We start from the raw sequence: 14927 nt of genomic DNA, 5'->3' as shown, positions 1-14927 counted from the left end.
GTATACGGTAAAACGATGGCCGTGAACGGGCACGCAAGCGGCCCGTTCGTGGCGCGCAGCTCGCCACAACCGCCTAGTCTACCGCCACTTGGGGCGTCGGCAGACCCAAGGCGGTCACCCGGCGGCTCAGACGGTCGGCCGCGGACACGCTTTTCAGCGGCCCCAGCCGAACCCGTCGCACGTCGCGTCCCTGCACGTCAAGGCGAGTGATCTGCACCGGCCCGAGGCCGGCGGCACGCAGTCGGCTGGCCACGCGCTCGGCATTTTCGGGATCGCCGAACGCACCGACCTGGAGCCAGATGCCGGGGTGCGCGCCGGCGCTTTCGACCGCGTGCGGCTTCGGCAGTTCCTGCGGATGTTCGGGATCGATCGCCTGCACTTCGACCAGGCCGGTGCCCTTCGGCCAGATGCCGATGCGCACGGCGGCGGCGTAGCTGAGATCGATGATGCGGTTGCTGACGAACGGACCACGATCGTTGACGCGCACGATCACGCTCTTGCCGTTCTCCAGATTGGTCACACGCGCCCAGGTCGGTAGCGGCAGCACCTTGCTGGCGGCGCTGAACTTGTACATGTCGTACTTCTCGAAGTTGGACGTCATGTAGCCGTGGAACTTGCTGCCGTACCAGCTGGCGATGCCACGCTGGTCGTAACCCTTGGCGCTCTTGAGCACGCGATAGGTCTTGCCGCGCACGACATAGGGCGACTTGTTGCCGTAGCGCGATCGCGGCTCAGGCACCGGTACCGGTTCGGAAAGCGTGGCGATATAGGACGGCGGCTTGACCGGACCGCCGTCGCGGGTGCGACCGTAGCGACTGTCCTGCGGCAGGCTGGTGTCGTCCACCGGGCCGGTCGCGACCACGGTCGGATTGGCGGTCGTCGGCTTGCCCTCCGCGGAAGCCGGAGGTGCAATCGGCCGCGGGCGATGGCCCGCGCAACCGGCGAGCATCAGCAATATCAGCAGGGGCGGAAGAAGTGCTCCGCGCCTCACGGCGCGGCCTCGACGGCCGCCGGGTCGTCGACACCGTGGGCGATGGCGTCGGCGATTTGCCGCACCGCCATGGCATACAACGGGCTGCGGTTGTAGCGCGTGATCACGTAGAAGTTCTGGAACGTGAACCAGTGCTGGGGACCGTGCTCGCTCTGCAGGGTGAGCAGGTTGGCCGCCGTGTCCGGCTTCATGCGCTGCAGGGGCGCGTAGCCCAGCGCTTCGTACTGCTCCAGGGTCCGCCGGGGCGGCTTGGCCCGGTACTTCAGCACGTTGGCGCCGGGCTGCGCCTGCGCCTGCGCGGCGACTTCGCCGCCGGGCTTCCAGCCGTGCTGGTGGAAGTAGTTGGCGACGCTGGCCAGGATATCCGGCAGCGAATCATGCAAATCGATGTGCCCATCGTGATCGGCATCGACGGCATAGGCCTTGATCGACGACGGCATGAACTGTCCCCAGCCCTGTGCGCCAGCGTAGGAACCGGTCAGCGTGTCCAGCGGACCGGCCAGCTTGCTGTCGGGAAGCTCCAGCAGCGTCTTCAGTTCCTTGCGGAAGAACTTGGCGCGCGGCGGGTAGTAGAACGCCAGCGTGACCAGCGCATCGAGCACCTTGTACTTGCCGGTGATATGGCCATAGCGGGTCTCGACGCCGAGGATGGCAATCAGGTACTGCGGCGCCACGTCGTACTTCTTCGCTGTGGCGTCGATCAGCGCGCGGTGCGCGCGATAGAAGGCGATGCCGTCCTGGATGCGCTCCGGCGTCACGAAGATGGGTCGGTAATCCTTCCACGGCTTGGACTCGGCCGGACGGCTGATCGCATCCAGGATGCTCTGCTGCTTCTGCGCCCCGTCAAGCAGGGCGGTGAGCTTGGCCGGGTCCTTGCCCGTATCGGCGGCCACTTCGCGCACCAGGGCCGCTTCGCCCGGATGCGTTTCGGCGTGGGCCATGGTCCAGGGCGCCACGAAGGCGCAGACGGCTAAAACGGCAACCAGACAGCGGGACATGGGCATGGGTCGAACGCGGGCATACATGAAAAAGTGTTGACAGCGTAGCAGTTTGCGCGCGTTTTTCTAGCAGTTTGTGAACCTCGGCCGGAGGATCAATCGCCGTGCTTGCCGCGTTTGGCCGAGGACGCGGCCTTGCCGCGCGGCTTGCCGGCGTCCTTGGCTTTCTTTTTCTTTGCCTTCGCCTTGCCTGCCCCTTTCACTGAAGGCTTCGACTTGTGCTTGGGTTTGCCCGGTGCGCGAGAGTCGGAGCCAGCGCCATCCGCAAACGCTTCCTGCGCGGAGATCTGCAGCATGCGCCCGGCCACCCGCACCTTCTTCAGATGCGCAAGGATTTCCTTGGGCATCTCCGGCGGCAGGTCGATCAGGCTGTGGTCGCCCTGGATGGTCAAACGGCCGATGTACTGGCTGTCCAACCCCGCCTCGTTGGCGATCGCGCCGATGACATTCCCCGGCTTGATGCCGTGGACGTGGCCGACTTCCACGCGGTAGGTGCGCTTGCCGCTCTCGGTGACGTGCCTGCGCTCGCTGCGCTTGCCGAACTTGTCGTGCTTGCCGCTCTTGTGCCGGCCGGGTGCGCCGCGGTCGTCGGCGCCGGCCTTGCGCGGCGCGCGCTCGATCAGGCTCTCCTTGAGCAGCAGCGGCTTGTCGCCGTGCGCCATGCGCGCCAGAGCCACCGCGATGTCCTCGGCCGACAGACCGCGCTCACTCTCATAGCGCGCGACCAGATCGCGGAACGGCTGCAGGTCGTCGTGCTCCAGCGCCGCGTCGATGCGCTCCATGAAGCGCGTGACGCGGCGGTCGTTGACGACGTCCACGCCGGGCAGATGCATCTGCTCGATCGGCTGCCGCGTGGCGCGCTCGATGGCGCGCAGCATGCCCTTCTCGCGCGGCGTCACGAACAGCACCGCCTCGCCGCTGCGTCCGGCGCGACCGGTGCGGCCGATGCGGTGCACGTAGGATTCGGTGTCGTAGGGAATGTCGTAGTTCAGCACGTGGCTGATGCGCTCGACATCGAGGCCGCGCGCGGCGACGTCGGTGGCGACGAGGATGTCGAGTTGACCGTCCTTGAGCTGACCGATGACGCGCTCGCGCTGCGGCTGGGCGATGTCGCCGTTGATGGCGGCCGCGGCGAATCCGCGCGCCTGCAGCTTGGTCGCGAGTTCCTCGGTGGCCTGCTTGGTGCGCGCGAACACGATCATCGCGTCGAACGGCTCGGCTTCCAGAATGCGCGTCAGCGCGTCGAGCTTGTGCACGCCACTGACCCACCAGTAGCGCTGGCGGATGTTGGTGGCGGTAGTGGTCTTGGCGGCAATCGCCACCTCGACCGGATCGCTCAGATGCGTCTGCGCGATGCGCTTGATCGGCGCCGGCATGGTGGCCGAGAACAGCGCGACCTGACGGCTCTTAGGCGTCGCCGTGAGCACCGCCTCGACGTCTTCGGCGAAGCCCATCTTCAGCATCTCGTCGGCTTCGTCGAGCACCAGGAAGCGCAGCGCGGACAGGTCCAGCGTCTTCTTCTTCAGGTGATCGACCACGCGCCCCGGCGTACCGACCACGACGTGCACGCCGCGACGCAGCCCCTGCAGCTGTGGGCCGTAGCCCTGCCCGCCGTAGATCGGCAGCACGCGGAAACCGGGGATGTGCGCGGCGTAGCGCTGGAAGGCTTCGGCAACCTGGATCGCCAGTTCGCGTGTCGGCGCCAACACCAGCGCCTGCGGCTTGCCGGGCGTGGCGTCGAGCCGCGACAGAATCGGCAACGCGAAGGCAGCGGTCTTGCCGGTGCCGGTCTGCGCCTGACCGAGCACGTCGCGCCCCTCGAGCAGCGGCGGAATGGTCGCGGCCTGGATCGGCGACGGGGACTCGTAGCCGACGTCGGCCAGCACCTGCTGCACGGCGGGCGCCAGCGCAAGCGCGGCGAAGCTCGGCCCGTCCTTGGCGACGGGAGCGGAATCGGAAGCGGGGGATGTCATGGGAACCTCGGGGGGTAACGCGCGGCGAACCGCCGCGCGCGATACTGCATTCTAGCAGGCCCCGGGCCGATGTCGCCGCCCCGGCTTCAGGCGAGCAGCTTCAGCAGCGCCTCGGCGCTGGCCACCGACGACGCCGGGTTCTGTCCGGTGACGAGTCGTCCGTCGACCTGCACGAAACTGGACCAGTCGTCGCCCTTGGCGTACTTGCCGCCCAGACGCGCCAGCTCGTCCTCGACCAGGAACGGCACGATGTCGGTCAGGCCGACCGCCGCTTCCTCGCTGTTGCTGAAGCCGGTCACGCGGCGGCCGTCGACCAGCGGCTTGTCGCCGTCATGCACATGACGCAGCACGCCCGGTGCGTGGCAGACCGCGCCAACCGGCTTGCCGGCGCGCCAGAAAGTCTCGATGAGGTCGATGGACGCTTGGTCCTCGGCCAGATCCCACAGCGGACCGTGCCCGCCCGGATAGAACACCGCGTCGTACTCGCTGGCGTCGAGGTCAACCAGTTTGCGCGTGTTGGCCAGCGCCTGCTGCGCCTCGGTATCGGCCTTGAAGCGGCGGGTATCGTCGCTCTGCGCATCCTCGGCGTCGCTGCCGGGATCAAGCGGCGGCTGGCCGCCGGCCGGCGACGCCAGCGTGATGTCGACACCGGCGTCCTTGAACGCGTAGTACGGCGCGGCGAACTCCTCCAGCCAGAAACCGGTCTTCTTGCCGGTGTCGCCGAGGCGGTCGTGGGATGTCAGAACCATCAGGATCTTCATGGATGAACTCCTTGCTTGATGCGGGAAAAGGGGGATTCGTGCCGCTCAGGCCGTCGCGTCGTCGGGACCGACGCGCACGGCCAACTTGCCGAAGTTGGCGCCTTCGAGCATGCCGATGAAGGCTTCGGGCGCGCGCTCGAGGCCGTCGACAATGTCTTCGCGGTAATGCAACTTGCCGGCCGCCAGCCACGGCTGCATGGCGGCGAGGAATTCGCCGTAGCGGTCGCCGTAGTCGTCGAAGATGATGAAGCCCTGCATGCGGATGCGCTTCTTCAGCAGCGTGCCGGCGAGCAGCGGCAGACGATCCGGTCCGGGCGGCAGCTCGGTGGCGTTGTAGCTGGCGATCAGGCCGCACAGCGGAATGCGCGCCTTGCTGTTGAGCAGCGGCAGCACAGCGTCGAAGACCTTGCCGCCGACGTTCTCGAAATAGACGTCGATGCCATCCGGGCACGCAGCCTTCAACTTTTCAGCCATGTCCGCCTGACGGTGATCGATGCAGGCGTCGAAGCCCAGCGTGCCGGTGACGTAGTCGCACTTCTCCTTGCCGCCGGCGATGCCGACCACACGACAGCCGAGCAGCTTGGCGACCTGCCCCACCACCGACCCGACCGCGCCGGATGCAGCGGCCACCACCACGGTCTCGCCAGCCTTGGGCTGGCCGATATCGGTCAGCCCCATGTAGGCGGTGAAGCCCGGCATGCCGAGGATGCCCAGCGCCCACGACGGCGGCGCGCGCTGCGGGTCGAGCTTGAATAGGCCCTTGCCGTCGGACAGCGCGTAGTCTTGCCAGCCGCTGTAGGCCAGCACCCAGTCGCCTTCGGCGTAGTCGGGATGCCTGGACTTCGCCACCCGGCACACCGTGCCGCCGACCATCAGCCCGCCAACTTCCACCGGCGCGGCGTACGAGGGCGCATCGCTCATGCGGCCGCGCATGTATGGGTCCAGCGACAGGAACACTGTACGCAGCAGCACCTCGCCGTCGCCCGGCTCGGGCACCGCGTCGGTCTCCAGGCGGAAGTTGTCCGGCACCGGCGCGCCCTCGGGGCGCGAGGCCAGCACGAAGCGGCGGTTCTGATCGGAAGTCTGAGACATCGAGAAGTGTCCTGGGTGATCGGCGAATGCAGGCCTTCATGGATGCTGTCGGATGCACGCGAATTCAACACCCCCGTGCCGGGCCGTTCAGCCGAAACTTCTGAATGAAAAAGAAAAACATGGTCTATTCGGAGGTTTTGCTATATCCTCCGCCGTGTCTTGCGGGTCGGATCGTCGACTTCCCTACGGATCCCCGCGGCCGCCAGCCCCGCTGTGCAGCCCGGCCCACGCCACTCGGCGTCCTTCGCATTGACCGGGCAGTCCGCCATCACGGCGTGCATCCGCCATATTCCCCACTCGCAGCGCGGTTCATCGGGAACGCTCCGAGTCGTCAAACCTGTCTTCACAGGTGGAGCTTTCATGCATTTCGAATCTCTCGGGCTTTCGCCCGCGTTGCTGCGCGCGCTTGCCGATCAGGGCTACAACGAGCCCACGCCGATCCAGGCCGCCGCCATTCCGGTGGTGCTGGAGGGCCATGATCTGCTGGCCAGCGCGCAAACCGGCACGGGCAAGACCGCCGGCTTCTCCCTGCCCATGCTGGAACGGCTGTTCCCGAACGGGAAGCGTCCGACATCGGGCCGTCCGCGCAAGCCGCGCGCGCTGGTGCTGACACCGACCCGCGAACTGGCCGCGCAGGTGCACGATTCCGTGCGCGACTACAGCAAGTTCCTGACCGTCTACAGCACGACCATCTTCGGCGGCGTCGGCATGGGCAACCAGATCCAGAATCTGCGCCGCGGCGTGGACATCGTGATCGCCACGCCGGGCCGCCTGATCGACCACATGCAGCAGCGGCACATCGACCTGTCCGGCATCGAGATCCTGGTGCTGGACGAAGCCGACCGCATGCTCGACATGGGCTTCCTGCCGGCGCTCAAGCGCGTGATCTCGGCCATGCCGCAGCAGCGCCAGACGCTGCTGTTCTCGGCCACCTTCGCGCCCGCCATCAAGGCGCTGGCGTCGCAGTTCATGCACAACCCGAAGGAAGTCGAAGTGGCGCGCGCCAACACCGTGGTCGCCACGGTCAGCCACCGCGTGCATCCGGTCGACGCCGAGCGCAAACGCGACCTGCTGCTGCACATCCTGGCCGAGGACAGCCGCCGCCAGACCCTGGTCTTCGCGCGCACCAAGCACGGCTCGGACAAGCTGTGCAAATTCCTCAACCAGTCGGGAATGCGCAGCGCGGCGATCCACGGCAACAAGAGCCAGAACCAGCGTACCCGCGCCCTGGGCGACTTCAAGAAAGGCAAGGTGGACGTGCTGGTGGCGACGGATATCGCCGCGCGCGGCCTGGACATCGAGCAGCTGCCGATGGTCATCAACCACGACCTGCCGATGGTCGCCGAGGACTACGTGCACCGCATCGGCCGCACTGGCCGCGCCGGCGCCAGCGGACTAGCGGTTTCGCTGGTCAGCCACGAGGAATCGGGACTGCTGCGTGACATCAAGAAGCTGCTGAAGGACGAGATCGACATCGCGCCGATGGAAGGCTTCGAGCCGTCGCAGCCGCTGCGCATGGACGCCGGCGCACCGAAGCCGCGTCAGGGCGGCCAGCGCCAGCGTCCGAACGGCAACAAGTCCTCGCACCAGCGCCGTCCGCACACGCAGGAGCGCAAGTCCGGCGGCAGCACTCAGGCACAAGCACAGGCGCAGGCCAAGCGCCGCCGGCGTGGCGGTTCGCGTACGCGACGCTCGCCGAACGCCTGAACACGGCACGCGGGACGCTCGTCGGAGCGTCCCGCATCCTGGCCGTCAGGCCAGAAGCCCGCCGTCGAGCACCCAGCTCGCACCGTTGACGTAGCTCGCCGCCGGCGTGCACAGGAACGCGATCGCCGCGGCGATCTCCTGCGGCTGCGCGGCACGCCCCAGCGGAATCTGCGCGCGCAGGAAGCGCATCAGCTTCTCGTCATCCAGCAGGGCCGAGGCGAAGCGGGTGTCGGTCAAACCGGGCAGCACCGCGTTGACGCGGATGCCCTGCGGACCGAGTTCGCGCGCGAAGCTCTCCGTCATCGACACGATGGCCGCCTTGCTCATCGAATACGCGCCCTGCCCCGGCGCGGGCCGACGCGCGTTGATCGATGCGACATTGACGACCGCACCGCCACCCTTGGCCTGCATGCGCCGCACGGCCTGCGCCGTGGTCCAGAAGTAGCCGCGCACATTGACGTCGAGCGTCTTCTGGAAACTGTCCAGATCCTGCTCCGTCAGCGGCCCGTAGTACGGATTGGCGGCGGCATTGTTGACCAGGATGTCCGGCGCGGCATCGCGCGCGTCGAGCGCGGAAAATCCGGCCTCGATGGCATCGGTGTCGCCCATATGCATGGCCAGCGCCTCGGCCGCGCCGCCCTCGGAACGGATCGCTTCGGCCACCTTCTCGCAGGCGTCCTGCTTGCGGCTACTGACCACGACCCGCGCGCCCCAACGCGCCAGCTGCCGGGCTGTTGCCTCACCGATACCGCGCGATGCACCCGTGACCAGGGCGACCTTGCCGTTCAGATCGAACGATTCCATCTTGCTCATGCGCATCCCTTTTCTGCTTGCCGTAGCGGGACGCCACGGCGGGGCATGGCCGCGTCGCGACGCATTGCCAACCAGCATGGCACAGGCCCGCGGACGGGCGAACCCGCCCGGCTTCAGCCGCGCGCGTCGGGATGCAGCAGCGCGGTCAACACGTGGTCGCGCCAGGCACCAGCGATCTTCAGATAGCTGCGCGCGTAGCCTTCTCGTTCGAAGCCCAGTCGCTGCAGCAGGCGCTCGCTGCGCTGGTTCTCGGGCATGTAGTTGGCCATCACGCGATGCATGCGCAGATCCTCGAATGCCCAAGACAGGCCCGCCTGCAGGACTTCGAACATCACGCCCTTGCCCTGCTGTTCCGCGGCGACCCCGTAGCCCAGATGACAGGCCTGAAAGATGCCGCGCGCCACGTTGGAGAACGTGAACGAGGCAACCACCACACGCTCGTCCGGGTCCAGCGCCAACAGCGGATAGGCGCGATCGGCATGCGCCGCCGCGATCTGTTCGGCAATGGCGCGTTCGCAGCCTTCCAGCGAAAAATAGCCCTCGTCGCGCTCCGGCTCCCATGGCGCCAGATGTGCACGATTGCCGAGACGATAAGCCAGCAGGCGCTCTGCATCGTCCTCGCGCGGCAGGCGGATGTGCGTGCGCGCGGTGCGCAGGTCCGGCAGCGGGTACATGGACATTCTCCGTCGACGTGGAGCGGAAGGATACACAGCCCGCCCGGCTTTCGGATGCCCGAAACGAAACGGACCGGGCACGAGGCCCGGTCCGTTCATGCCTTCCGTGGCCTGCCTTACAGACCGAAATCCTGAAGGAAGCGGTTGGTGTACTCGAGCGACGTGGTGCCGGAGACCGAGTTGCAGGTCGGCGACGCGTAGCCGCTGTTGCTGGCGCACGGTGTGTCGCGATCCAGCGACCAGAAATGCACGCCGGCCAGGCCCGCACTCTTGGCGTAGTTGGCCACGGTGTCGACGTTGCCCGTCGTGAACACTTCGGACGTGTTGTCATTGAGGCCGATCATCGGCGTCAGCTCGATCTGGCTGGCCGGCACCCCGTAGGTGTGTTCGAGGTTCTTGGCCGCCTGGATCGCCGACTGGCCCATGTCGCAGGCGCCATTGACGACCACGCAGATGTTCGAACCCGCCGCGCCGTAGTCCATCACCATCAGATTGATGGTGTAGTGCTGCAGACCGTTGCTCTGGATCGCCTGCATCACCGTGTCGCCCAGCGAGTTCAGGCCGCCGTAGCTGCCGTCCGACGCGGCCAGCGTGGCCAGCGTGAACGAGAAGCGCAGGTTCGGGTACTGCGTCTCGGCATAAGCCACCTGCTGCACCAGCGCGTTGAGCTGCGATGCGGTCTGGCCGCCCTCTATGTCGAAGTCGACGCCGACCATGTGCGGCGAGTAGTAGCGCTGGATGAACTGCACCATCGACGACGGATCGGAGCAGCTGAAGGTGCCTGCTTGGCCGCCGGTGGAGACGATGTAGTCCACGCCCGCGCTGTCCAGCGCCGAAACGTTGGCGCTGGCGAAGTCCGCTCCCGGCACGCCGCCCCAGTTCTCGCTGCCGCAGGTGCCGGTGGCGAAGGCCAGGGTGATCGCGCCGAGATTCGGCTCATAGTCCGAGATCAGGCTGCCGCTACCGACCACCGGGATCAGCGAGCCGGTGACCTTGGTCGACATCACGTTGGTATTCCAATTCAAGTTGACGGTGATGTCCTTGTACGGGCTGAAGATGAAGCCCGCCGGCGTACCGCCGCCGCCGCTACCGCTACCGCTCGACACGGTCACGGACGCGCTCTTGGTGTCCGTGGCGCCGCCGTTATCGGTCACGGTCAGGGTCACGGTGTAGGTGCCGCCCGCGGCGTAGGTATGGCTGGGGTTGGTCGCAGTCGAAGTCCCGCCATCGCCGAAGTTCCAGGCGCGCGAGGCAATGGAGCCGTCGCTGTCGCTGGAGGCATCGGTGAAGCTGACACTGAGGCCGCTGATCGCATCGGAGAAATTCGCCGTCGGCGGATTGTTGCCGCCGCCGCTGCTACCGCTACAGCTTCCCTGCGACGTCCACGGCTGACCGGAACCGTTCGGACCGTTGTTCGTGGCGGGGTCGTCGCCCTGCGTCCACCAGTTGGCCACATAGTTGACGCCATTCTCGCTGGCCACATCGCCGCCGTTGTACGCGGTCGAGGCGCTCCACGTCGCCGCGCAGCTTCCGCTGCCCGTGCCGCCGCCGGAACCCGACGAACCGCAGGTACCCTGCGACGTCCACGGCTGCCCGGAGCCGCCAGGGCCGTTGTTCGTGGCCGGGTCATCGCCCTGCGTCCACCAGTTGGCCAGGTAGTTGACGCCGTTCTCGCTGGCGACGTCGCCGCCGTTGTAGGCGGTCGTCGCGCTCCACGGCGCGGCGCAGGCGGTGGCCGTCTGCGCATGCACCGCGCGCACCGGCACGACGGCAAGCATCAGCGTGGCGATGCTTCCGCCGACCACGCTGCCCAACGCACCCAGGGTCAGGTGCGCCCATCTCTTCCATTGCTGTGTCTGCATCATCTCTGTCTCCTCCTCATTCGGGAATCGCATGTGTTGGCCTTGCTGCCTGGCGATCGACCGACCACGTCCGGGTGATCGGTGGGGACAGTCGCCGTCCGCGTCCGTGCGGGCGACCGTTCTGATGCGGTCATGCCGGTTGTGATAGCAACCGGATGACAACGTTGTCTACAAACTTGTCCAGCAAGACTGAAGAAGCCTCGAATGATGTGACGCAGTTCACGTTTTCGCGGCGGACAGACCTCTATCGAAGACCATGTCGATCACCGTCCGCACGCCGAAACCCGGTGAACCCCAGAAGAACAATCATTGCCTGCATAACAACTGCACGCATACCGGGCACGCCAACATGCAAACCAGCCGAAGCACAGCGTTGCGTTGCGCGCACTGGCAAGCACACGCACCAATCGATTGACAACGTTGTCCAAAAAACACAGAAAAAAGGGCACGCTGCGCGACACCCCGAGCGCCTCCCGGAGCGCCGCGCGTGCCCGCGGGGTCAATCCTCGTCGGGATCGATCTCGAGATCTTCCTCGAAGCGCAGATGCTTCACACTGCGACCGTGCCGGCGCACCAACTTCAACGCCTCGATGCCCACCTTGATGTGCGCCTCGACGTAGTTCTCGGTGACCTTGCGGTCGCTGGCCTCGGTCTTCACGCCCTCGGGAATCATCGGCTGGTCAGACACCAGCAGCAGCGCGCCGGAAGGAATGCCATTGGCGAAGCCCGCGGCGAAGATGGTCGCGGTTTCCATGTCCACCGCCATGCAGCGGGTCTGGCGCAGGTAGCGTTTGAAGCTCTCGTCGTGCTCCCAGACGCGACGGTTGGTGGTGTACACCGTGCCGGTCCAGTAGTCGTGGCCGAGGTCGCGGATCATGGTCGACACGCCGCGCTGCAGTTGGAACGCCGGCATCGCCGGCACTTCCGGCGGCAGGTAGTCGTTGGACGTGCCCTCACCGCGGATGGCCGCGATCGGCAGCACCAGGTCGCCAATCTTGTTCTTCTTCTTCACGCCACCGCACTTGCCCAGGAACAGCACTGCCTGCGGCGAGATCGCCGACAGCAGATCCATCACCGTGGCGGCGTTGGGGCTACCCATGCCGTAGTTGATCATGGTGATGCCGTCGGCGGTTGCGTTGGGCATCGGACGGTCCGCGCCGCGGATCTCCACGCCGTGCCACTGGGCGAAAAGTTCCAGGTAATGGCCGAAATTGGTCAGCAGGATATGGTCGCCGAAGTCGCCCAGTTCGGTGCCGGTATAGCGCGGCAGCCAGTTGGCGACGATTTCATTCTTGTCTTTCACGCAGATTCTCGCATCGGGCGCGCCGCGGCATGCGACGCGCAGCGCCGGCGACGCCACGCCGGCAGGAAAAACACATTTCGGTTATCCCGCCTATTGTACGCGCTCAAGCATGAATCGGCGCCGGCACCGGCGACACGCCCCGCGGACATGAACCGCAACGCACCGGCACGCGAAAGATGTTTTGGCAGTCGCGCGCGTAGACCGTCAGAATGGGGGCGTCGCGGATAAGGAGTCGCCCCATGCTGCTTGCAGGAATCCTCATCGCCGTGCTCGTGCTGTTCGCCTTCGCCATCGGCGGCCGCGGCTGGCAGAGCTGGACCGCCGCCCTGACCGTGTTGTTCCTGACCTGGCTGGTGCACGGCGTGGCCTCACCCGCGCTGTTTGGCCTGCTGTTGCTGCTGGCCGTGGCGCTGGCGCTGATCACCGGCTTCGCACCGCTGCGGCGCGCACTGTTCGCGAAATCGCTGATGCCGCTGATGGGCCGCGCGCTACCGCGCATCGGCGAGACCGAACGCATCGCACTGGAGGCCGGCACGGTGTGGTGGGACGCGGAGATCTTCTCCGGCATGCCCAACTGGAATCGCCTGCAGCACTTCCGCTGCCAGCCACTGAGCAAGCGCGAGCAGGCCTTCATGGACAACCAAGTCGAGACCCTGTGCCGCATGCTCGACGACTGGCAGATCGAACAGGACCGCGAAATGCCTGAGGCGGTCTGGGACTACCTCAAGCGCGAACGCTTCTTCGGCATGGTCATCCCGGAGGAATACGGCGGCCTGGGCTTCTCCGAAATCGGCCATTCGCGCGTGGTCACGCGCATCGCCAGCCGCTCCATCGCCGCCGCAGTGACCGTGATGGTGCCCAATTCGCTCGGCCCCGGCGAACTGCTGCTGCACTACGGCACCGACGAACAGAAGCAGCGCTATCTGCCGCGCCTGGCCGATGGCCGCGAAGTGCCCTGCTTCGCCCTGACCGGTCCCGAAGCCGGTTCCGACGCCGCCGCCACGCAGTCGACCGGCATCGTCGAGCGCGGCATGTACGAGGGCGAGGAAGTGCTGGGCATGCGCCTGACCTGGGACAAGCGCTACATCACGCTGGCCCCGGTGGCGACGCTGATCGGCCTGGCCTTCCGCCTGAAGGACCCGCACGGCCTGCTCGGCGGCGCCGAGGACCTGGGCATCACCTGCGCGCTGATTCCGCGCGACCTACCCGGCATCGAGATCGGCCGCCACCACGACCCGATGGGTGTGCCCTTCAACAACGGCCCCACCGTCGGCACCGACGTGTTCGTGCCGCTGGACGCCATCATCGGCGGCCGCGAGCAGATCGGCCACGGCTGGCGCATGCTGATGGAATCGCTCGCCGCCGGGCGCTCCATCTCGCTACCGGCACTGTCGATCGGCGCGGCGCAGATGGCCACGCGCATCTGCGGCGCCTACGCCACGGTGCGTGAGCAGTTCGACACCCCCATCGGCCGCTTCGAGGGCATCGAGGAACCACTGGCGCGCATCGCCGGCATGACCTACGTGATGAGCGCCACGCGCACCCTCACCTGCGGCGCGCTGGACGCCGGCGAACGCCCCGCCGTGCTCGGCTCCATCGCCAAGGCCTACCTGACCGAAGGCATGCGCGAAGTGGTTGCCGACGCCATGGACATCCGCGCCGGCGCCGCCATCCAGCGCGGCCCGCGTAATGTGCTCTCGCGCATGTGGATGGCGATTCCGGTCGGCATCACCGTCGAGGGCGCGAACATCCTCACCCGCTCGATGATCATCTACGGCCAGGGTGCGATCCGCTGCCACCCGTTCGTGCAGAAGCTGATCGGCGCGGTGGAGGAGAAGGACGAGGCCAAGCTGGACAAGGCCCTGTTCGGTTACGTCAACTTCGTCTGCACCCGCGCCATGCGCGCCTTCGCACTGGCGCTGACCGGCAGTCGCCTGGCCAGCGCCCCGAACGGCGATCTGAAGCGCTTCTTCCAGCACCTGTCGCGATTCTCGGCCGCGTTCGCCTTTGTCTCCGACCTGTCGATGGCGACACTGGGCGGCACGCTGAAGCGGCGCGAGAAGATCTCCGGTCGCCTCGCCGATGCGCTGGCCTGGCAATACATGGCCGCCGCCGCGATGAAGCGCTACCTCGACGAGCCGAAGATCGCCAGCAACTACGACCTCGCCCGCTGGAGCGCCGCGACCGCGCTGTACCGCACCCAGGAAGCGCTGCGCGGCGTGATGGAGAATCTGCCCAACCGCGCCGCCTCGTGGCTGGCGCGCATCGTGGTGTTCCCGCTTGGCGCCCGCTTCCGCCCGCCGTCCGACGGACTCGGCCGGCGCGTGGCGCGCACCATCCTGGAAGACCGCGAAGCGCGCATCCACCTGACCGAGGACATTTTCGTGCCGCAGGGCGACGAACCCGGGCTGGGCATGCTCGAAGCCGCGCTGGACAAGGCCGTGCGCGCCATTCCGGTCGAGACCAAGATGCGCGATGCGGTGCGCGCGGGCAAGCTCGAACGCGCGCCGGGCTATATGCTCGACGACCTCGCGCTGCAGGCCGGCGTCATCAGCAACGAGGAATACGAACTGCTCGACGAGGCGCGCGAGGCGCGCAACGAAGTCGTACAGGTCGACGCCTTCGATGCCGATACCTACAAGTCCCTGCGCTGAAGACGTTCGACATCGGTTGCAACCATTTTTGTTAGCGCAACGTAGCTTGCACTGAAAGGGCTGATTACGTGATAGGTTTCACACCGTCAGCCATGCGTA

At 66.8% G+C, this 14927-nt stretch carries 11 protein-coding genes; 2 read left to right on the top strand and 9 right to left on the bottom strand.

The annotated features are described in order from the left end of the window. Window positions 1-73: 73 nt before the first annotated feature. The 5 genes from BTJ49_RS04825 to BTJ49_RS04805 all read right to left on the bottom strand — a co-directional run bounded on the left by BTJ49_RS04825 (window position 74) and on the right by BTJ49_RS04805 (window position 5815). Window positions 74-991 carry a septal ring lytic transglycosylase RlpA family protein gene (locus BTJ49_RS04825; RefSeq protein ID WP_240601736.1) on the bottom strand — a complete coding sequence of 306 codons (918 nt, stop codon included), beginning with the start codon at window positions 989-991 and terminating at the stop codon, window positions 74-76. After that, a complete protein-coding gene (mltB, locus tag BTJ49_RS04820; RefSeq protein ID WP_113064233.1) occupies window positions 988-1995 on the bottom strand; it encodes a lytic murein transglycosylase B in 1008 nt (335 codons plus the stop codon). Before mltB ends, BTJ49_RS04825 begins: the two co-directional genes overlap by 4 nt. Window positions 1996-2084: 89 nt before the next feature. Continuing rightward, window positions 2085-3962, bottom strand: coding sequence for a DEAD/DEAH box helicase (locus BTJ49_RS04815; RefSeq protein WP_113064232.1), 1878 nt, complete (start codon window positions 3960-3962; stop codon window positions 2085-2087). An 86-nt stretch (window positions 3963-4048) separates the two neighbouring features. Further along, window positions 4049-4723, bottom strand: a complete 675-nt coding sequence (locus BTJ49_RS04810) for a type 1 glutamine amidotransferase domain-containing protein (protein ID WP_113064231.1) — start codon at window positions 4721-4723, stop codon at window positions 4049-4051. Window positions 4724-4768: 45 nt separating this feature from the next. Beyond that, window positions 4769-5815 (bottom strand): NADP-dependent oxidoreductase, encoded by a 1047-nt coding sequence (locus BTJ49_RS04805; protein ID WP_113064230.1) that lies wholly within the window; start codon window positions 5813-5815, stop codon window positions 4769-4771. A gap of 360 nt (window positions 5816-6175) precedes the next feature. On the opposite strand from BTJ49_RS04805, the gene BTJ49_RS04800 reads away from it, so the two are divergent. Beyond that, complete coding sequence (locus tag BTJ49_RS04800) at window positions 6176-7522, top strand: DEAD/DEAH box helicase (protein ID WP_113064229.1); 1347 nt, start codon at window positions 6176-6178, stop codon at window positions 7520-7522. A 45-nt stretch (window positions 7523-7567) separates the two neighbouring features. On the opposite strand, the gene BTJ49_RS04795 is transcribed toward BTJ49_RS04800, so the two are convergent. From BTJ49_RS04795 to BTJ49_RS04780, 4 genes are all read right to left on the bottom strand, one after another. Beyond that, window positions 7568-8335 carry a glucose 1-dehydrogenase gene (locus BTJ49_RS04795; protein ID WP_113064228.1) on the bottom strand — a complete coding sequence of 256 codons (768 nt, stop codon included), beginning with the start codon at window positions 8333-8335 and terminating at the stop codon, window positions 7568-7570. A 113-nt stretch (window positions 8336-8448) separates the two neighbouring features. Then, window positions 8449-9009, bottom strand: a complete 561-nt coding sequence (locus tag BTJ49_RS04790) for a GNAT family N-acetyltransferase (RefSeq protein WP_113064558.1) — start codon at window positions 9007-9009, stop codon at window positions 8449-8451. A gap of 116 nt (window positions 9010-9125) precedes the next feature. Further along, on the bottom strand, window positions 9126-10874 hold the full coding sequence (locus BTJ49_RS04785; protein WP_240601735.1) for a PKD domain-containing protein: 1749 nt from the start codon (window positions 10872-10874) through the stop codon (window positions 9126-9128). A gap of 496 nt (window positions 10875-11370) precedes the next feature. Next, window positions 11371-12174, bottom strand: a complete 804-nt coding sequence (locus tag BTJ49_RS04780) for an AMP nucleosidase (protein ID WP_113064556.1) — start codon at window positions 12172-12174, stop codon at window positions 11371-11373. Window positions 12175-12413: 239 nt separating this feature from the next. Between BTJ49_RS04780 and BTJ49_RS04775 the strand changes: the two genes are divergently transcribed. After that, window positions 12414-14828 (top strand): acyl-CoA dehydrogenase, encoded by a 2415-nt coding sequence (locus BTJ49_RS04775; protein ID WP_113064227.1) that lies wholly within the window; start codon window positions 12414-12416, stop codon window positions 14826-14828. The last annotated feature ends 99 nt before the right edge of the window (window positions 14829-14927 follow it).

The sequence above is a fragment of the Oleiagrimonas sp. MCCC 1A03011 genome (assembly GCF_003267965.1).
In the GTDB taxonomy this organism is placed as follows: Bacteria; Pseudomonadota; Gammaproteobacteria; order Xanthomonadales; family Rhodanobacteraceae; genus Oleiagrimonas; species Oleiagrimonas citrea.
Note: the sequence above shows the minus strand (reverse complement) of the source record. Positions and strands in the feature narration are given on the sequence as shown.